We start from the raw sequence: 18,760 nt of genomic DNA, 5'->3' as shown, positions 1-18,760 counted from the left end.
GGGCCCGCCCGCCGTCCGACAATTCCTACATCCCAATCGGCGCGCGCCGGAATGGCTGCGCCCGGCGCCCCACCTATTCTTGAGTCGTGGCGGGAGCGCCGCATCGCAGATCAGCGAGACCTACGCAATGCGGCGCGGCCCCGGAATGCAGGAGAGCAACCATGTGGAAACGACTGGCTGGCGCGCTCGCGGTGGGCGCATGCTGTTGGGCCCTCTCGGGCTGCACGGCAACCGGCGCCGTCGCGGGCGGCGTTGTCGGACACGAAGTGAGCGACGGTAGCGCCCTGGGTACGGTGGGCGGTGCCGTGGTCGGTGGCGTGATTGGCCACGAGCTTGGCAAGTAAAGATTAGAGGTAAGTCACGTTTTCCGCGGTCTGGATGGCGGGCAGGGTCGTCCAGGCTAGCGCGGCATATGCTTGAAGATGGGAAGGATATGCCGCCGCGCGCCGCGCCATGAGCATCGGCTGTTGTGTTTTTCAACGATGAGCGGACGTTTTCATCGCTGAAAGGCATCGCGGCACACAACGATGTCAGATCTCCCGATCGTCATGGCGCGGCCGTGGGAAACCCTGCAATGAGAAAGCCCCGGCGCGCGTGCACCGGGGCTTTTTCCTATCCAGCCTATCCTGCTATGCCGCTTGATCGAACTAGTACGATTTCGGCAGCCCCAGCACGCGCTCGGCGATATGGCACATGATCAGCTGGGCGCTGACCGGCGCGATGCGCGGGATGTACGACTCGCGCAGGTAGCGCTCCACATGGTATTCCCGCGCATAGCCCATGCCGCCCAGCGTCAGCACGGCGGTCTGGCAGGCCTGGTGCGCGGCCTCGGCGGCCAGGTACTTGGCGGCGTTGGCCTCGGCGCCGCACGGCTTGCCGTTGTCGTAGAGCCAGGCGGCCTTCCACACCATCATGTCGGCGGCTTCCAGCGCCATCCACGCCTGCGCCAGCGGGTGCTGGATGCCCTGGTTCTGGCCGATGGGCCGCCCGAACACGGTGCGCTCGCGGGCATAGCGGGTGGCGGCTTCCAGTGCGGCGCGGCCCAGCCCCACGGCTTCGGCGGCGATCAGGATGCGCTCCGGGTTCAGGCCATGCAGGATGTACTCGAAGCCTCTGCCCTCCTCGCCAATGCGGTCCGCCGCCGGCACCATCAGGCCGTCGATGAACAACATGTTCGAGTCCACGGCGCCGCGGCCCATCTTGTCGATCTCGCGCACCTCGATGTGCTTGCGGTCCAGCGCCGTGTAGAACAGGCTCAGGCCCTGCGTGGGCTTGGCCACGGCTTCCAGCGGCGTGGTGCGCGCCAGCAGCAGCATGCGCGTGGCCACCTGCGCCGTGGAGATCCAGATCTTGCGGCCATCCACGCGATAGGCGCTGCCATCGTCCGTGCGCACCGCCTGCGTCTTCAGGTGGGTGGTATCGAGCCCCGCGTCCGGCTCGGTCACGGCGAAGCAGGCCTTTTCCTGCCCGGCGATCAGCGGCGGCAGCGCGGCCGCCTGCTGGGCCTCGGAGCCGAACACCACCACCGGGTTCAGGCCGAACACGTTCATGTGGATGGCGGACGCGCCGGAGAATCCCGCCCCGGACGCCGACACGGTCTGCATGATCAGCGCCGCCTCGGTAATGCCGAGCCCCGCGCCACCGTACTGCTCCGGCATGGCAATGCCGAGCCAGCCCGCGCCGGCCATCGCCTTGTGAAACGCCTCGGGAAACTCATGGCGCTGGTCCAGCCCGGCCCAGTAGTCGGGGCCGAAGTCGCTGCATAGCTGGCTTACGGCTTCAACGATGGCGTTCTGTTCAGGTGTCCTTTCGAAGTTCATCGGCATCTCGCGTTATTCCGGCTGGATGCCAGCGTCCTTCACCAGCTTGGTCCACTTGACCAGCTCGCCCGCCACAAAGCCGGCGAACTGCTGCGGATTCTGGCCGAAGGCCTCGAAGCCCAGCGCCTCGAAGCGCGGCGCCACCTCCTTGCTCGACGCAACGCGCGACAGCTCGCGATTGAGCCGTTCGACGATCGGCTGCGGCGTCTTGGCCGGCGCGAACACGCCGTTCCAGGAAGTGATGTCGAAGCCCTTCATCTCCGGGGTGTCGGCAATCGGCGGCAGGTCCGGCAGCAGGCGGCTGCGCTGCGCGGTGGTCACCGCCAGCGCGCGCATCTTGCCGGCCTTCACGTTGGCGATGCCCGCGGCCACGTCGACGAACATCATCGGCACCTGCCCGGCAATCACGTCGGTCATGGCCGGCGGCGTGCTCTTATAGGGCACGTGCAGCAGGTCCAGCTTGGCCAGCCGCGAGAACGTGGCGCCAGAGACGATGCCCGTGCTGTTGCCGCTGGCGTAGGACATGCCCGGATGCGCCTTGGCATAGGCAATCAGCTCGGGCACCGTCTTGACCGGCAGCTTGGGATTGATCACCAGCATGAATGGCAGGTTGCCCATGCGGCCGACCGGCGTGAAGTCCTTGATCGGGTCATAGGGCAGCTTCTTCATCAGCGACGGATTGGCCGAATGCGTGGTGTTGGTGGTCATGAACAGCGTATAGCCGTCCGGGGCCGCCTGCGCAACCAGCTCCGCCGCGATGGCGCCGTTGGCGCCGGGGCGATTGTCGACCACCACGTTCTGGCCGAGCGCATCGCCCAGTTCCTTGGCCGTGATGCGCGCGACGGCATCGGTGCCGCTGCCGGCGGCAAACGGCACGACAAGGCGGATCGGACGGCTGGGCCAGCTATCAGCAGCGTGGACAGCGGGGGCAAACGACAGCGTTGCCAGCGCGGGCAACGCCACGATGGCGGCGGCAAGCACGCGCCGCGCACGGAAAGTCAGCATGGTGGTCTCCTCGGATTCTTATATAGGCAGGCGGCGCGGATTCAGGCGGGACGGATGACGCGGTCCGGCGATTCCTCGTAAGGCGGGGCGTAGACCACGAGCAGCTTGACGGGCTCGTCGCTGATCACCGTGAAGACGTGCATCGCTTCAGCCGGAAAGAAGCAGCAGTCACCGGGGCCCAGTTCCTGGGACTGCCCGTTGACTTCGGCCCGCGCGCGGCCTTCCAGCACATAGCAGACCTGCTCGATGCCCGGATGCGCGTGCGGCAGCGCGCCCTTGCCGCGTTCGATGGTGCCGTGGATGACTTCGAGCTGGGTGGCGCCGACGTTCTCGCGCCCGATGATGCGGCGGTTCAGCGTGCCGACGTGATTGGCGGGGTGGTAGCCGGCAACGTCCTCGGTGCGGACGAAATACACCGGCCCCGATGCGGGTGATGCGGGTGAAGCTTGGGTCATAAAGGGCTTGTCTCCAACAGGGAACTACAACGGCCGCCGCGTGGCATCACGGGCGTCTCTTTTCATGTTTGTGAAACTGATTTTATGCCCATGAAAAACGAAGTCAACTAGGGGATGGCCCTTGGGTGTGGCGCGGGTGCATCCCTCATTGATGAATCTGAGGCACGAATGAAGTGCATCGACCGAAATTATGTCGCCGCAGGCAAATGCTAGGATGCCAGCCATAACGACACCTATCCAAAAGGAGACAACCCCATGAAGCTCAGCCACCTCGCCTGTACCGCCCTGCTCGCCTGCACCGCCGTCGTGGGCACGGCCTCGGCCCAGTCCTATCCGCAGCGCCCGGTCCGCCTGATCGTGCCCTACGCCCCCGGTGGCAGCGCAGACATCGCCGCGCGCCTGATTTCGGATGCCTGGGCGAAGAGCCTCGGCGGCACCCTCGTGGTGGAGAACCGCGCCGGCGCGGGCGGCAATATCGGTGTGGATGCCGTCGCCAAGTCGCCGGCGGATGGCTACACCATCGGCCTGCAAACCGTGTCGCTGGCCATCAACCCGGGCCTGTTCCCGCGCATGCCGTATGACACGCTGAAGGATCTGGCGCCGATCGGCATGGTGGCCAGCTCGCAGCACGTGCTGGTGATCAACAACAAGGTGCCGGCCAGGAATCTGCAGGAACTGATTACCCTGGCCAAGGCGTCGCCGGACAAGCTGACCTACGGCTCCGCCGGCAATGGCAGCACCTTCCATATGTCGGCCGAACTGTTCAAGTCCGTGGCCAATGTGTCGATCGTCCACGTGCCCTATCGCGGCGGCGGCCCGGCCCTGGTGGACACCATCGCCGGACAGGTGGATATGAGCTTCCCCGTGATTTCCGCCGCCCAGCAGCACGTGCAGGGCGGCAAGCTGACCGCGCTGGCAGTGACCGGCGCCAAGCGCTCCGCCCTGCTGCCGAACGTGCCGACCGCCGCCGAGGCCGGCCTGCCCGATTACCTGTTCGAGACGTGGTTCATGGTCTTCGCGCCGGCCGGCACGCCCAAGCCCGTCATCGACAAGCTCAACACCGCGCTGAACAGCGCGCTGGCCGCGCAGGCCACCAGGGAGCGCATGGTCAAGGAAGGCTTCGAGCCCACCCCGACCACGCCGGAAGCCGCCCGCCAGCGCCTGGAGCGCGAAATGCCGATGTGGGCGAAATTGATCAAGCAGCGCGGCATCACCGCCGAATGACCTAAGCAGAAACCGTAGCAGAGACCGTAGCGATGACTTCCCGAACCCTATACAACAAGCTGGTGGACGCACACACCGTCGCCCGGATCGACGAGGACAACGTCCTCCTGTTCTGCGACCTGCATCTGATGAACGAGTACACCAGCCCGCAGGCCTTTGCCGGCCTGCACGAGCAAGGGCGCGGCGTGCTGGTGCCGGGGCAGAATGTCTCGGTCGTCAGCCATATCATTCCGACCCACCCCACCGCGATCCGCGTGATTGCGGACCCGGCCTCGGCGCTACAGGCCACCAACCTGCGCGACAACTGCACCCGGCACGCGATTCCGCTGTTCGACACCAACGACCGGCTGCAGGGCATCGAGCACGTGGTGGCGCCCGAGCACGGCATGATCCGGCCGGGCATGGTGGTGATCTGCGGCGACAGCCACACCACCACCTACGGGGCGCTGGGCGCGCTGGGCTTTGGCATCGGCACGTCCGAGGTGGAGCATGTGCTGGCCACCCAGACGCTGGTCTACCGGATGGCCAAGACCATGCGCATCCGCGTGGACGGCAAGCTGCCGGTGGGCACCACGGCCAAGGACCTGATCCTCAAGATCATCGCCCGCATCGGCGCGCAGGGCGCGCGCGGCTACGTGGTGGAGTACTGCGGCACGGCCATCCGTGACCTGAGCATCGAAGCGCGTTTCACGCTCTGCAACATGACCGTGGAAGCTGCCGCGCGCGGTGCGCTGATCGCCCCGGACGACGCCGCCGTCGACTACGTGCTGCGCCGTGCAGCGGATATGGACGAGGCGCAGCGCGCCGCCGCCCGCCAGTACTGGGATACGCTGAAAAGCGACGCCGACGCCACCTTCGACATGGAATACATGTTCGATGCCAGCGACATCGAGCCCTACGTTACCTGGGGCACCAGCCCGGACCAGGCGCTGCCGGTGTCCGGCCACATCCCCTTCCCCGAAGACCAGATGGACGATGCCGAGCAGCGCTCGGTGGCGCGAGCCCTCGCCTACACGCACCTGACCTCTGGCGCGGCGCTGGAAGGCACGCCGATCCAGCACGTGTTCATCGGCTCCTGCACCAATGGCCGCATCGAGGACCTGCGCGCGGTAGCCAGCGTGGTACGCGGCAAAACCGTAGCGAAAGGCGTGCGGGCGATGGTCGTGCCCGGCTCCGGCACAGTGAAGGCGCAGGCCGAACGCGAAGGGCTGGCCGACATCCTGACCGCCGCCGGCTTCGAATGGCGCCAGCCGGGCTGCTCGATGTGCCTGGCGATGAATGACGATGTGCTGGCCGATGGCGTGCGCTGCGCCTCCACCACCAACCGCAACTTCGAGGGCCGCCAGGGGCGCGGCGCCATCACCCACCTGATGAGCCCGGCCATGGCCGCCGCCGCCGCCATCACCGGCACGATTACCGATGTCCGCAAGCTGGAGGTCTCCCATGTCTGATCAAGCAACCATTACCGGCAAGGGCGCGGCCATCCGCTTCGAGAACCTCGACACCGACCAGATCATCCCCAAGCAGTTCCTGCGCGGGATCGACAAGGCCGGGCTGGCCCAGGGCGTGCTCTACGACCACCGCTTCGACGCCGCCGGCCAGCCGCGCCCCGATTTCGTGCTGAACCGGCCTGAATACGCCGGCACCCGCATCCTGGTGGGCGGCGCCAACTTCGGCTGCGGCTCCAGCCGCGAGCACGCGGTGTGGGGGCTCCAGCAGTTCGGCGTGCAGGCGGTCATCGCGCCGAGCTTCGGGGAGATCTTCTACTCGAACGCCATGAACAACCGCCTGCTGCTGGTGATGCTGCCCCGGGAGGTGATCGAGCAGCTGATGAACGACGTCGATGCCGACAGCGACAACGTCATCACCATCGACGTCGCGGCCATGCGGGTGCGCACCCCGGCCGGCGAATACCCGTTCGAGCTGTCCGCGCGGCACCGCCGCATGTTCCTGGAGGGGCTGGACATGATCGGCCTATCCCTGAAGCAGCGCGGCGAGATCGAGCAGTTTGCCGAGCGCTACTGGTCGGCATTCCCCTGGACCCGGGACGTAGCCCGGCGTACGCGCGACCGGGTGGCCTGAGCGTCACCCGCCACCTTCACGCTGATTCGCGCCACGGGCTGCCGGTCTGGAGCCCGGCCCGGACCTCGTCGCCATGCGCGCCCGGCGCGGGAATGCGCCCGACCGGCCGCACCGCGCCGTCGAAGCGCGGTGCCGGGGCGGTCTGCAGGAAGCCATCCGCCTCCACATAGACCCCGCGCGCCACGTTATGGGGATGCGCGGCGGCCTCCGCCGGGCTCAGTACCGGCGCAAAGCACGCGTCCGTGCCTTCCAGCCGGCGGCACCAGCCTTCGCGGGTGTCGGTGGCGAAGACCTCGGCCAGATGCTGGTGGAGTTCCGGCCACGCCTCCCGCTGCCATTGCCGGGCAAACCGGGCGTCGCCGGCCAGCCCCAGCGCCTGTACCAGCAAGGCGTAGAACTGCGGCTCGATGGCGCCCACGGTGATGAACTGGCCATCCGCGCAGCGATAGGTGGCGTAGAAGTGCGAGCTGTCGTGGAGGTTGCGCCCACGCTCGCCGTGGATATAGCCCTTGGCCTTGGCCCCCAGCAGCAGTTGCAGCATGTGCGCCGAGCCATCGACGATGGCGGCATCGACCACCGTGCCGACGCCCGTGCCCCGCGCGCGCAGGATGCCGGACAGCAGGCCCACGGCGAGGTACAGGGCCCCGCCGCCCACGTCCCCGGTCACGGCGAAAGCGGTCGAGGGCGGCGCGTCGGGCGCCCCGTTGTAATAGAGCGCGCCGGACAGCGCGGTGTAGTTGTTGTCATGGCCGGCCACTTGCGCCATCGGCCCGGTCTGGCCCCAGCCGGTCATCCGGCCATAGACCAGCCGGGGATTGCGCGCCATGCAGACCTCCGGCCCCAGCCCCAGCCGTTCCATCACGCCGGGCCGCATGCCTTCGATCAGCGCGTCGGCGTCCGCAATCAGGTCGAGCACGAAATCACGCCCCGCCGCCGTCTTCAGATCGGCCACGACCGAGCGCTTGCCCCGGTTGACCAGCTTGCGCGGCTGCCCCGGCGCGCCATCGCCCGGCCGCTCCACGGCAATCACATCGGCGCCGAGGTCGGCCAGATGCATCGCACAGAACGGCCCGGGGCCGAGCCCGCTGATCTCCACGATCCGCACGCCTTCCAGCATGGCTGCTCCTGACATCGATCAAACCACGCCGGCCGACTTGAGCGCCGCGAGATCCGCAGCGGTGACCCCGATCGCGCCATAGACTGCCGCGTTGTGCTCGCCCGTGGCCGGGCCGCTGCGCGGCGGCTGCGGCTGGTAGCCAGAGAAGCGCGGCACCACGCACGGCGCCGGAATCGTGCCGAGGTCGGCATCTTCAAGCCGGACGATGGCCTCGCGTGCCTTTAAATGCGGATCATCGATCACATCGGCGATGGTGAACACCTTGCTGAACGGCACCTCGTGCGCCTTCAGCGCGGCGGCGATGGCGTCATACGGCTGCGCGGCGAACCAGGCCACGATCAGGTCGTCCAGCGGGCCGATATTGCGGATGCGGTCCGGGTTGCGGCGATAGTCGGCGGACTCCGCCAGATCGGGCCGGTCCATGGCCTTGGCCAGCCGCCGGAAGGTGACGTCCGACGAGGCCACCAGCGAGACCCACTGGTTGTCCGCCGTGCGATACATGTTCGACGGCGCGGTGTAGGTCGCCCGGTTGCCGGAGCGCCCGCGCACCTGCCCGAGCTGCTCGTACTCCACCGCCAGCGGCTCCAGCAGGCGCAGCAGCGCCTCCGTGGCCGACAGGTCGATCTCGCGCCCCGGCCCCTCCGGCGCGCCGCGCGCCTCGGCAATCGCCGTGGCAATCGAGAACGCGCCGAACAGCCCCGCCACCATGTCCCCGATCGGGTAGTTCATATGCATCGGCCCGCCGGCGGCCTCGCCGCACAGGTTGGTGAAGCCGCTCATCGCCTCGAAGATCCGCGCGAAGCCCGGGTTGGCGGCATACGGCCCGGTCTGGCCGAAGCCGGTCAGGCGCAGCACGGTCAGGCGCGGGTTGGCGCGATGCAGGGTGGCGATATCCAGACCCCATCGATCCAGCGTGCCGGTGCGGAAGTTCTCCACCAGCACATCGAACTCGGGCAGCAGGCGCAGGAACAGCGCCCGGCCCTCGGGCGTCCGCACATCGAGCGAAATGCCCTGCTTGCCGCGATTGGTGACCTTCCAGTACAGCGACAGGTCGTCCTTCACCGGCGCCAGGCCGCGCAGCGGGTCGCTGCCGTCCGGGAGTTCCAGCTTGACCACCTCCGCACCCATGTCGCCGCACAGCGTGGCGGAGAACGGCGCGGCCACCACGGTGGCCATGTCGAGGATGCGCACGCCGCGCAGCGGGCCGCCTTGGGGCGAGTCGGAGGGGGTCCGCTGTGCGGAATTGCGTTCGGAGGGGTGCATGTCGTCGCCAGGAAGAAAGGGAAAAAGCACGGTGAGACGAGGGTGGGCTCGGCGGACCCGCCTTGCAAGCAGGGTTTCGCACAGCGAAACCGTTCCGGTTCATCATTGACTCCCCGACCTGCGGAAACCAAGATGAATCCACCCCAGCGCACCCCCGCCATGGACCCAAACACGATTTCCGGCCTGGCCAGCGCCGACGAGCTGGCCCACGACAGACAGTTCGCCACCAACCTGGCGCGCGGCGTGGAAGTACTGCGGGCCTTCACCCCGGCCCGGCCAATCCTGGGCAACCAGGACCTCGTGGTCAGCACCGGGCTGCCGAAGGCCACGGTCTCGCGGCTGACCTACACGTTGTGCCTGCTGGGCTTCCTGAGCCGGGTGCCCGGCACGCAGAAGTACCGGCTCGGTTCGGGCGTACTGGCGCTGGCGTACCCGATGCTCGCCGCCCTGCCGATCCGCCAGGTGGCCCGCCCTTACATGGAGGCCATCGCGCGGGAAACCGGCTGCACGGTGAACCTCGGCATGCGGGACCGGCTGACCGTGGTGTACGTGGATAGCTGCCGGCTGGACCCGACCAACGTGTACCAGCCGGACATCGGCAGCACCCGGCCCGTACTGTCCACGTCGATTGGCCGCGCGCTGCTGCTCGGGTGCAGCGCGGAGGAGCGCACGGCGGTGCTGAACCGGCTGCGCGTGGAAGACCCGGAGCGGTTTCGCGTGGAGAAACCGATGTGGACGGCGGAGCAGCAGCACTTTCCCGCACGCGGCTACTGCCTGAGCCCGGGCGAGTGGCGCTCCGAGATCCACGCGATTGCCGCGCCGATCCGCATGCAGAAACAGGAGCCGTTTGCCTTGAACTGTTCGATCTCGGCCTTGCGTGACAAGGACGGTTATCTGGAACGGGAAGTCGCCCCGAAGCTGCTGGAAGCCGTGCGACAAATCGAATTCGGCCTGATGCGATAGCCAGCCGGCCATCGCGCCCAGGCCACCCGGACGGCCCGCAGAGGCCGCCGGACCCATCGACGACCATCGTCCTATACGCTATACGGAGACAACCATGTCTGGCATGAAGATTCTGGCCCGCTCGCGTCGCGGGTGGCTCACTTGCGCGCTGCTGATGGCAGCCTCATCGGCCCTCTGGTCAGCGGCCGCTCAGGCTGCGGATAAGGCAGCGGATAAGGCCAACGAGAGCGCGGCGCGCTTCCCGGACCATCCGATCCGGATCATCGTGCCCTTCTCCGCCGGCGGCGTGGTGGATTCCGTGACGCGGGTGGTAGCGGAGCGGATGTCGAAGACGCTGGGCCAGCCGGTCATCGTCGAGAACAAGGCCGGCGCGGGCGGCGCCATCGGCACGGACGGCGTGGCCCGCTCGGCGCCGGACGGCTACACGCTGCTCGCCGTCAGCCCCAGCCACGCGGTGGGGCCGCTGCTCAACGCCAGCATCACCTGGAACGCCGAGCGCGATTTCCGCGCCATCGGCGGCTTCGGCATGATTCCCAACGTGATTGCCGTGCCGGCCGCCTCCAGCGCGCAGACGCTCAAGGCGCTGCTCGACGAGGCCCGCGCCCATCCCGACAAGCTCACCTATGCCAGCGCCGGCGTCGGCACCTCCAACCACCTGGCGGGCGCGCTGCTGGCGCAGAGCGCCGGGGTGCAGATCACCCACGTGCCATACAAGGGCCAGCCGGAGGCGCTGACGGACCTGCTCGGCGGGCGGGTGTCGATGATGCCGCTCACGGTGGCCATCGCCCAGTCGCACGTGAAGTCCGGCAAGCTGCGCGCGCTGGCCGTGACCTCCGCCAAGCGCTACCCCGGCATGCCGGACGTGCCCACGGTGGCCGAGGCCGCCGGCCTGCCCGGCTACGAGGCCGGCGCGTGGTTCGGGCTGGTGGCGCCGCGCAAGACGCCGGACGCCGTGGTGCGCAAGCTGGCCGACGCGGTGGCCCAGGCCGTGGCCGCGCCGGATGTCGCCAGCCGGCTCCAGGACCTTGGCATGGACGTGACCCCGCAGAGCGCGCCCGCCTTCGACAAATACGTCGATGCCGAATCGCGCAAGTGGGCCCGCGTGCTCAAGGCGTCCGGCATCACCGCCCAATAATTCTTTCCTGAGAGGCGACCTCCCATGATTAGCAATCCCTCCGCCCTGAACACGCTGCTGGCCGACATCCGCCGCTTTGTGCTGGAAACCTGCATCCCGCTGGAAGCCGAGATCGATCGCACCGATGTCATTCCCGAGCCTGTGGTGGCGCAGATGCGCGCGCTGGGCCTGTTCGGCCACAGCATTCCGCGCGAGTACGGCGGCGCCGGGCTGACCGCCGAGGAGTTGACGCTGGTCAATATCGAGGTGTCGCAAGCAGCCACGGTGTTCCGCGCCCGCTTTGGCGGCAATACCGGCATCGCCTCCGAATCGCTGGTGGCAGACGGCACCGAGGCCCAGCGCACGCGCTACCTGCCCCGGCTGGCCTCCGGCGAGATCACCGGCTGCTTCGCGCTGACCGAGCCCGAGGCCGGCTCGGACGCCACCTCGCTGCGCACCGTGGCCGTGCGCGATGGCGACCACTACGTGCTCAACGGCAGCAAGTGCTTTATCACCAACGCCCCGCTGGCGGACCTGTTCACGGTCTTCGCCCGCACGGACCCCGACACGCCGGGCGCGCACGGCATCAGCGCCTTTTTGATCGAGCGCGGCACGCCGGGCCTGAGCACCGGGCCAGCGGAGCGCAAGATGGGCCAGCACGGCTCCCCGGTGGGCGATGTGTACCTGAAAGATTGCCGCGTGCCGGCCTCGGCCATCGTCGGCGAGGTGCCGGGCCGGGGCTTCAAGACCGCCATGAAGGCGCTCAACAAGCAGCGCATCAACCTGGCCGGGCTGTGCATCGGCCCGGCCATCCGGCTGGTGGACGAGATGGTGCGCTACGCCGCCACGCGCGAGCAGTTCGGCCGCCCCATCGCCGACTACCAGCTGGTGCAGCAGATGATTGCCGACAGCAACACCGAGGTGCACGCGGCGCGCGCGCTGGTGCTGGAGACGGCCCGCAAGCGCGACAGCGGCGGCGACGTGACCATGGAGGCGTCCATGTGCAAGATGTTCGCCTCCGAGATGTGCGGCCGCGTGGCGGACCGCGCGGTGCAGGTCTTCGGCGGCAGCGGCTATATGGCGCGCACCGTGGCGGAACGCTTCTACCGCGATGTGCGCGTGTTCCGCCTCTACGAAGGCACCACCCAGATCCACCAGCTCAATATCGCCCGGCGCACCATGGAGGCGCGCGGCCGGGCGCTGGATTTGGAGCTGGGGGCGGGCTGAGGCGCGTCAGTTCCAGCCGTTATTGCAGGGTCACGCCGGCCTGCTTCACCAGCTTGCCGGTGCGGGGAATTTCCGCATCGACCATCGCCGCGAAGTCGCTGACGCTGCCGCCGCGCGGCTCGGCGCCGGTGGCTGCCAGCTTCTCGCGGAAGTCCGGCGTGTTCAGCAGCTTGTTGATCGACACGTTGAGGCGGGTCACCACGTCCGCCGGCGTGCCCTTGGGCGCGACGATGCCGTACCACGGCGCGATGTCGAAGCCGGCGTAGCCCTGCTCGGCGATGGTCGGGATCTCCGGCGCCTGCGGGGACCGTTTCGCGGTGGACATGCCCAGCGCGCGCAGCTTGCCGGACTTCACAAACGGCAGGCCGGTCATGATGGTGTCGAAGTACATCGACACCTGGCCCGAGAGCAGCGCGGGAATCGCCTCGCCGGCGCCCTTGTAGGGCACGTGGACGATGTCGATGCCGGCCACGGCCTTGAGCATCTCCCCGGCGATATGCGAGGTAGTGCCCGAGCCGAACGAGGCATAGGTCAGCTTGCCGGGGTTCGCCTTGGCGTAGGCGACCATCTCCGGCAGCGTCTTGAACGGCAGCGACGGGTTCGACAGCAGGATATTCGGCGTGATGGCCACCACCGCCACCTTCTCGAAGGCATCCGGGTCGTAGCTGAGCTTCTTATATAGGAAGCGGTTGGTCACCATCGACGCCGGGCCGGACATCAGCAGCGTGTAGCCGTCGCCGGGCGCGCGGGCGGCGGCCTCGCTGCCGATCATCGCGGCGGCGCCGGGCCGGTTCTCCACCACGAAACTCTGCCCGTACTCCTTGCCCAGCCCCACGCCAAGCTGGCGCGTGATGAGGTCCGTGGCGGAACCCGCCTGGAACGGCACGACGATGCGCACCGGCTGGGTCGGCCAGTCGCGTGTGGCCTGCGCCATGGCCGCCGTGGAGGACATGGCCGACACGGCCAGCGCGGCCAGCACGGAAGCCGTCATGAGTGCCCGGAAATTCGTCGATCTACTAAAACGCATGGTTGGTCTCTCGTGGATTCTGCGCCGGTTCGCGCTGGCTCTTATCCGCAACATGCGTGCCACACCGAATGGGCACGTGTCAGGTAGGTGTTGAGGTGAGTGTTTCCCGCCCCCTTCCTCGTGCGGAAGTTGGCCGGGGCGATGCACCGGCTTGGCGCGGGGGCACGCTGGGCGTGCCCCGCCATGGCGTCTGACTTACTCGACCATGGCCTGCGCCAGCACGCCCAGCGCGGCGTCGAACTGCGCCTGCGGAATCGTCAGCGGGTAGAGGAAGCGGATCACATTGCCGTAGGTGCCGCACGTCAGCAGCAGCAGGCCGGCGTCCAGCGCACGGCGTTGCACGCGCTGCGCGTGCTCGGCACTGGGCGCCCCCGTGGCGGGGTCGCGGAACTCGGCAGCGATCATCGAGCCCAGCCCGCGCACCTCGGCCAGCGCCGGGCAGCTCGCGCGCAGCGCGGTCAGGTGCTCGCTAAGCTGCCGGCCCAGTGCGTTGGCACGCTCGCACAGCTGTTCCTCGGCAATGGTGTCGATCACCGCGTGCGCAGCGGCCACGGCCAGCGGGTTGCCCGCGTAGGTGCCGCCGAGCCCGCCCGGCAGCGGGGCATCCATGATGGCCGCGCGGCCACACACCGCCGACAGCGGCATGCCGCCGGCGAGGCTCTTGGCCATCGTCACGAGATCGGGCCGCACGTCGTAGTGCTCCATCGCGAACAGCTTGCCGGTGCGGCCGAAGCCGGTCTGCACCTCGTCGGCAATCATCACGATGCCGTGGCGGTCGCACACGGCGCGCAGGCCGCGCATGAAGTCGGCCGGGGCCGGCTGGAAGCCGCCCTCGCCCTGCACCGGCTCCACGATGATGGCGGCCACGCGGTTGGGATCGATGTCGGTCTTGAACAGCCCCTCCAGCGCCTGCAGCGCCTGCGCCGTGCTGACGCCGTGCAGGGCGTTGGGGAACGGCGCGTGGAAGATGTCCGACGGGAACGGGCCGAAGCCGACCTTGTACGGCGCCACCTTGCCGGTCAGCGCCATGCCCAGCAGCGTGCGGCCGTGGAAGGCGCCCGAAAAGGCGATCACGCCCGGGCGGCCGGTGTGGGCGCGCGCGATCTTGACCGCGTTCTCCACGGCTTCCGCGCCCGTGGTGAACAGCGCGGTCTTGTTCGGCCCGGGCACCGGCGCCAGCTCGTTGATGCGCTGGGCCAGCGTGACGTAGCTCGGGTACGGCACCACCTGGTAGGCGGTGTGGGTGAAGCGGTCGAGCTGGGCGACGATGGCCTGCATCACACGCGGATGCCGATGCCCGGTGTTCAGCACGGCGATGCCGGCGGCGAAGTCGGTGTACTGGCGGCCCTCCACGTCCCACAGGGTGGCGTTCTCGGCCCGGTCGGCATAGAAATCGCACATCACGCCAACGCCTCGCGGCGTGGCCTGGGCACGGGATTGGTTCAGTTCGCTGTTTTTCATGGGTCCGAGGTCTTGGGGCAGGGAGTGACAGGTGTGACGTGCATTCCAATCTCCTTTGGCCCTACAATCCAGCGCCACTTTGACAAATTCGATGGTGCCAATGTGAAATCGATCTGCGGCGACCTGCTGCTCCAGCGACTCGGCCAGCCGACCGACCAACCGCTCAATCGGGCGCTCTACGCCTGCATCCGGGGGGCGATCCTGGACGGCAGCCTGGCGCCCGCCACGCGCCTGCCGCCCCAGCGCGACTTGGCGGCGGAACTCGGCCTGTCCCGCAACACGGTGATGTTTGCCTACGAGCAACTGCTGGCCGAGGGCTACCTGCGCGCCCGCACGGGTAGCGGCACCTTCGTGGCCGACACAGCGCCCGAGCGCTACCTGAACGCCACCGCCGCGGACAGCGCGCCGGCCACGGCACCGGCCATGCCGGGCCTCTCGCCGCGCGGGCAGCGGCTGGTCTCCAGTGCCGCCGCATCGCCCACGCAATGGGGCGCCTTCATGCCCGGCGTGCCGGACCTGACGCGCTTTCCGCATCGGCGCTATGCCCAGATCGCCGCGCGGCTGTGGCGCCGGCCGCAGCCCGAATGGCTCAGCTACAGCCACGGCGGCGGCCTGCCGGCCCTGCGCGAGGCAGTGGCGGCCCACCTGCGCGTGGCGCGCTCCGTGCGCTGCGACGCGGATCAGGTGCTGATTACCGAAGGCATCCATCAGGCGATCGACCTCGTGGCGCGCATGCTGGGCTCGCCGGGCGATCAGGCGTGGGTGGAGGAGCCGGGCTACTGGGGCATACGCGGCGTGCTGCAGGTCAGCGACATCGGCATGGTGCCGCTGCCCGTGGACGCCGAAGGGCTGTGCCTGCCCGAGGCGGAGGCCGACGCCCCCGCGCCGCGTTTTATCTTCGTCACGCCCTCGCACCAATATCCGCTGGGCGCCGTGATGAGCCTGCGGCGGCGGCGCGCGCTGCTGGAGTTCGCGCGGCGGCACGGCAGCTGGATCGTGGAGGATGACTACGACAGCGAATTCCGCTTCTCCGGCCAGCCGATTCCGTCGCTGCAGGGTATGGAGCCGGACGCGCCGGTGCTGTACATCGGCACCTTCAGCAAGACGCTCTACCCCGGCCTGCGCATGGGCTATCTGGTGCTGCCGAAGGGGCTGACGGAGGCCTTCCAGACCGCCCATTCCGACCTGTACCGCGCCGGCCACCTGATGACGCAGGCCACCGTGGCCGAGTTCATGCAGGCCGGCGACTATGCCGCGCACATCCGCCGCATGCGGCCGCTCTACGCCCGCCGGCGTGCGGTGCTGGCCGGCCTGATCGAGCGCTACCTTGGGGCGGAGGCCTTGCACGAACACGCGAGCAACGCCGGGCTGCACCTCGTGCTGCGCCTGCCCGATCACGTGGACGATGTGGCGCTGACGGCTGACATCCGCGCGCGCGGCATCCTGGTGCGGCCGCTGTCGCGCTATTTCATGGGGCCGGCGCTCCGGCGCGGGCTGCTGCTGGGCTATGCCTGCGTGCCCGAGGAAGACATCGGCCCCGCCTTCGACGTGCTGCTCGATTGCCTGCTGCCCCGGCTCAGACCGACCTAGGATACAAAGGCTTTGGCAACGCGGTGAGGGGGTGTCAGTGATGATTCGTTCACATCGATGGATGCTGTGTCGTCTGCTCGGCCTCGTCACGCTGTGGCTGGCCGGCTGCGGTGGTGGCAGCGGCGACATCCAGATCACCAGCGGCGGCACGCCCGCCACGCTCACGGTTGTGGTCTCCGGCCTGCCCGCCGGCACGCCCGCCAACATCACAGTGAACGGGCCGGGTGGGTATCGGCAGACCGCCGCCCAGACCATCACGCTGGGCAACCTCGTGGCCGGCACCTACACCGTGACGGCGGCCCCGGTGCTGACCGGCTCCACGTCCTACCAGCCCTCGCAGGCCGTGCAGACTGCGATGGTGGCCGCCAACACCGCGCCAACCATCGGCGTGAGCTACGGCGCGCCCTCGGACATGCGGCTGTCGCTGGCGCAGGTGGCGGACGGTTTCGCGGCGCCAATCTTCCTCACCGCACCCGCCAACGACCCCCGGCTGTTCGTGGTGGAGCGCGCCGGCCGGGTGCGCATCGTGCGGGACGGCAGCGTGCCTGGCACGGCCTTCCTCGACATTTCCAGCCTCACCACCACCGACGGCGAGCGCGGCCTGTTCTCGATGGCGTTCGACCCCGCCTACGCCACCAGCGGGCGCTTCTACGTCTACTACACCGACCAGAACGGGGCGATCACCGTGGCGCGCTACACCGTCTCGGCCAGCAACCCGGACGCGGCGAACCCCACCGGCACGGTGCTGCTGTCGATTCCGCACCCGGGCGCCAGTAATCACAATGGCGGCCAGCTCGCGTTCGGCACGGACGGCATGCTCTACATCGGCACCGGCGACGGCGGCGGCAGCAACGACCCGTCCAACAACGCCCAGAACAGCAACACGCTGCTGGGCAAGATCCTGCGCATCGACGTGAGCGGCGCCAGCTACGCCGTGCCGGCCGGCAATCCCTTCACGGGCGGCGGGGGTGGCCGGGCCGAGATCTGGGCCATGGGGCTGCGCAACCCATGGCGGTTCTCGTTCGATGCGAATGGCCTGCTCTATATCGCCGATGTCGGCCAGGGCCAGCGCGAGGAGGTCAACGCCGTGCCAACGGCCAGCGCCGGCCTTAACTACGGCTGGGACCGCCTGGAAGGCACCGCCTGCGTCGGGGCCACCCCCTGCGACCCCGCCGGCCTGACCCCGCCCGTCTTCGAATACAGCCACGACGCCGGCGGCTGCGCCATCGTCGGCGGCTACGTCTATCGCGGCGCAGCCCTGCCCGAACTCCAGGGCCGCTATTTCTATACCGACCTGTGCACCGGCAAGCTGGCCAGCTTCCTGTACCGCGACGGCGCCGTCTCCGAGCGGGTGGACTGGCCGGTCACCGCCAGCGGCAGCGTCTACTCCTTCGGCACCGACGCCGCGCAGGAACTCTATGTGTTGGCCGACCCGGGGACTTCATCCACGAGCGGCAAGGTGTATCGGGTGCAGCGGGCGCCTTAGGGGGAATAACGGGGCCGACTATGCCGTTGGCCTGTCGCAACACCCCCCTTGTGGCGAGCAGCGGCCGTGGCGGAACAGATGCTACTGTCCCCCGGGTAAAAACCAGAAGGCCGGTGTGCAGGCGCAAACGGCTCTGACTAGCATGCAAAAAAAAACGGAATCACGGACTGGGGACAAAATGGGCAGCGATGCAGGCTGGCTGCAGAAGGCCATGGATGCGGCCGCCCAATTTGTGGAGGCTGGCAAAGCCCTGCAAGGCAAGCAGGAAGATGACCAAAAGGATCGGGAGAAGCTGCTTCTGCAGTTTGATCGACCCCGAATCCCCACTGACGAATTCACGCTCGACCTGCTTCGGAGCTTGTCGTGGAACCGGTTCGAGGAACTGTGCAGCGCATACTTTGCTGCACATGGCTTCCGGACCGACAAAAAGAGCCACGGCGCCGACGGCGGCATTGATATCCGCCTCTACTTCAGGGACATGCCCGAGCCCGTAAAGCTGATTCAATGCAAAGGCTGGCGACGGAAGCGTGTTGATGTCGATCAAATTCGCGCATTGATGGGCGTCATGGCGCGCGAGAATGTCAAGGAAGGGGTATTCGTCACGATGTCGACCTTCACTCGCCCTGCCCAGGTTGAAGCGGCCGCCGGCAAGGTACTGCTGCTTGACGGCGAGACATTTGTCGAACGCCTCAGCATGCTGGATGCAGAGAGAAAAGCCCCCTTGCTACGAAAGGCCACGGAGGGAGAGTTCTGGCGGCCGATTTGCGCGCGCTGCGGCGTGGCCATGAACCCGGTGAAAAATGCCGAACGGCCATTCTGGGGATGTGCAAACTTCGCCCGCAAGAAATGCCGGTCAACGATTGCTCTGTCGAGCGGCCAAGGATAGCGTTCCGCAGCGCTCAAGGCGTTCCTGGCGGATAATCCCG

17 protein-coding genes are annotated in these 18,760 nt (G+C 68.2%); 10 read left to right on the top strand and 7 right to left on the bottom strand.

Going from position 1 to position 18,760, the window contains the following annotated elements; genetic code table 11:
• Positions 1-161: 161 nt before the first annotated feature.
• Entirely contained in the window at positions 162-344 is a 183-nt protein-coding gene (locus SB751_RS13280) for a glycine zipper 2TM domain-containing protein (RefSeq protein WP_144197135.1), read from the top strand.
• A gap of 303 nt (positions 345-647) precedes the next feature.
• Here SB751_RS13280 and SB751_RS13275 read toward each other — a convergent pair whose 3' ends face one another.
• From SB751_RS13275 to SB751_RS13265, 3 genes are read right to left on the bottom strand one after another with little or no spacing between them, the layout of a single operon-like run.
• Entirely contained in the window at positions 648-1,820 is a 1,173-nt protein-coding gene (locus tag SB751_RS13275) for an acyl-CoA dehydrogenase family protein (protein ID WP_144197134.1), read from the bottom strand.
• Positions 1,821-1,832: 12 nt separating this feature from the next.
• A complete protein-coding gene (locus tag SB751_RS13270) occupies positions 1,833-2,825 on the bottom strand; it encodes a Bug family tripartite tricarboxylate transporter substrate binding protein (RefSeq protein WP_250025919.1) in 993 nt (330 codons plus the stop codon).
• A 41-nt stretch (positions 2,826-2,866) separates the two neighbouring features.
• Positions 2,867-3,280, bottom strand: coding sequence for a cupin domain-containing protein (locus SB751_RS13265; protein WP_092299899.1), 414 nt, complete (start codon positions 3,278-3,280; stop codon positions 2,867-2,869).
• A 255-nt stretch (positions 3,281-3,535) separates the two neighbouring features.
• Between SB751_RS13265 and SB751_RS13260 the strand changes: the two genes are divergently transcribed.
• From SB751_RS13260 to leuD, 3 genes are read left to right on the top strand one after another with little or no spacing between them, the layout of a single operon-like run.
• Positions 3,536-4,504, top strand: a complete 969-nt coding sequence (locus tag SB751_RS13260; RefSeq protein ID WP_144197131.1) for a tripartite tricarboxylate transporter substrate binding protein — start codon at positions 3,536-3,538, stop codon at positions 4,502-4,504.
• Between the two features lie 32 nt (positions 4,505-4,536).
• Positions 4,537-5,955, top strand: a complete 1,419-nt coding sequence (gene leuC / locus SB751_RS13255) for a 3-isopropylmalate dehydratase large subunit (RefSeq protein WP_144197130.1) — start codon at positions 4,537-4,539, stop codon at positions 5,953-5,955.
• On the top strand, positions 5,948-6,586 hold the full coding sequence (leuD, locus tag SB751_RS13250) for a 3-isopropylmalate dehydratase small subunit (protein WP_144197129.1): 639 nt from the start codon (positions 5,948-5,950) through the stop codon (positions 6,584-6,586). The genes leuC and leuD overlap by 8 nt, the downstream gene beginning before the upstream one ends.
• Before the next feature lie 16 nt (positions 6,587-6,602).
• Here the strand turns inward: leuD and SB751_RS13245 are convergent, their stop codons facing one another.
• Together SB751_RS13245 and SB751_RS13240 are read right to left on the bottom strand one after the other, a co-directional pair.
• Positions 6,603-7,703 (bottom strand): CaiB/BaiF CoA transferase family protein, encoded by a 1,101-nt coding sequence (locus SB751_RS13245; protein WP_144197128.1) that lies wholly within the window; start codon positions 7,701-7,703, stop codon positions 6,603-6,605.
• Between the two features lie 18 nt (positions 7,704-7,721).
• On the bottom strand, positions 7,722-8,966 hold the full coding sequence (locus tag SB751_RS13240) for a CaiB/BaiF CoA transferase family protein (protein ID WP_144197127.1): 1,245 nt from the start codon (positions 8,964-8,966) through the stop codon (positions 7,722-7,724).
• Between the two features lie 132 nt (positions 8,967-9,098).
• On the opposite strand from SB751_RS13240, the gene SB751_RS13235 reads away from it, so the two are divergent.
• From SB751_RS13235 to SB751_RS13225, 3 genes are all read left to right on the top strand, one after another.
• A complete protein-coding gene (locus tag SB751_RS13235) occupies positions 9,099-9,929 on the top strand; it encodes an IclR family transcriptional regulator (RefSeq protein ID WP_244844907.1) in 831 nt (276 codons plus the stop codon).
• Positions 9,930-10,023: 94 nt separating this feature from the next.
• Complete coding sequence (locus tag SB751_RS13230) at positions 10,024-11,064, top strand: tripartite tricarboxylate transporter substrate binding protein (RefSeq protein ID WP_250025917.1); 1,041 nt, start codon at positions 10,024-10,026, stop codon at positions 11,062-11,064.
• A 24-nt stretch (positions 11,065-11,088) separates the two neighbouring features.
• The gene (locus SB751_RS13225) at positions 11,089-12,270 is read left to right on the top strand and encodes an acyl-CoA dehydrogenase family protein (protein WP_410748111.1); all 1,182 of its coding nucleotides are present in this window, start codon (positions 11,089-11,091) and stop codon (positions 12,268-12,270) included.
• 19 nt (positions 12,271-12,289) lie between these two features.
• On the opposite strand, the gene SB751_RS13220 is transcribed toward SB751_RS13225, so the two are convergent.
• A complete protein-coding gene (locus tag SB751_RS13220; RefSeq protein ID WP_211943701.1) occupies positions 12,290-13,261 on the bottom strand; it encodes a Bug family tripartite tricarboxylate transporter substrate binding protein in 972 nt (323 codons plus the stop codon).
• 231 nt (positions 13,262-13,492) lie between these two features.
• A complete protein-coding gene (locus SB751_RS13215; RefSeq protein ID WP_144197123.1) occupies positions 13,493-14,758 on the bottom strand; it encodes a 4-aminobutyrate--2-oxoglutarate transaminase in 1,266 nt (421 codons plus the stop codon).
• Positions 14,759-14,860: 102 nt separating this feature from the next.
• On the opposite strand from SB751_RS13215, the gene SB751_RS13210 reads away from it, so the two are divergent.
• From SB751_RS13210 to SB751_RS13200, 3 genes are all read left to right on the top strand, one after another.
• Positions 14,861-16,348, top strand: a complete 1,488-nt coding sequence (locus SB751_RS13210; RefSeq protein ID WP_250025915.1) for a PLP-dependent aminotransferase family protein — start codon at positions 14,861-14,863, stop codon at positions 16,346-16,348.
• 61 nt (positions 16,349-16,409) lie between these two features.
• Positions 16,410-17,834: a PQQ-dependent sugar dehydrogenase gene (locus SB751_RS13205; RefSeq protein WP_410748110.1), complete on the top strand. Its 1,425-nt coding sequence runs from the start codon at positions 16,410-16,412 to the stop codon at positions 17,832-17,834.
• Positions 17,835-17,976: 142 nt separating this feature from the next.
• Positions 17,977-18,720 (top strand): restriction endonuclease, encoded by a 744-nt coding sequence (locus SB751_RS13200; protein ID WP_211943703.1) that lies wholly within the window; start codon positions 17,977-17,979, stop codon positions 18,718-18,720.
• Positions 18,721-18,760 lie beyond the last annotated feature (40 nt).

It is taken from the genome of Cupriavidus sp. SIMBA_020 (assembly GCF_046535395.1).
Classification (GTDB): domain Bacteria; phylum Pseudomonadota; class Gammaproteobacteria; order Burkholderiales; family Burkholderiaceae; genus Cupriavidus; species Cupriavidus campinensis.
This window is presented reverse-complemented; position numbering and strand designations above follow the sequence as displayed.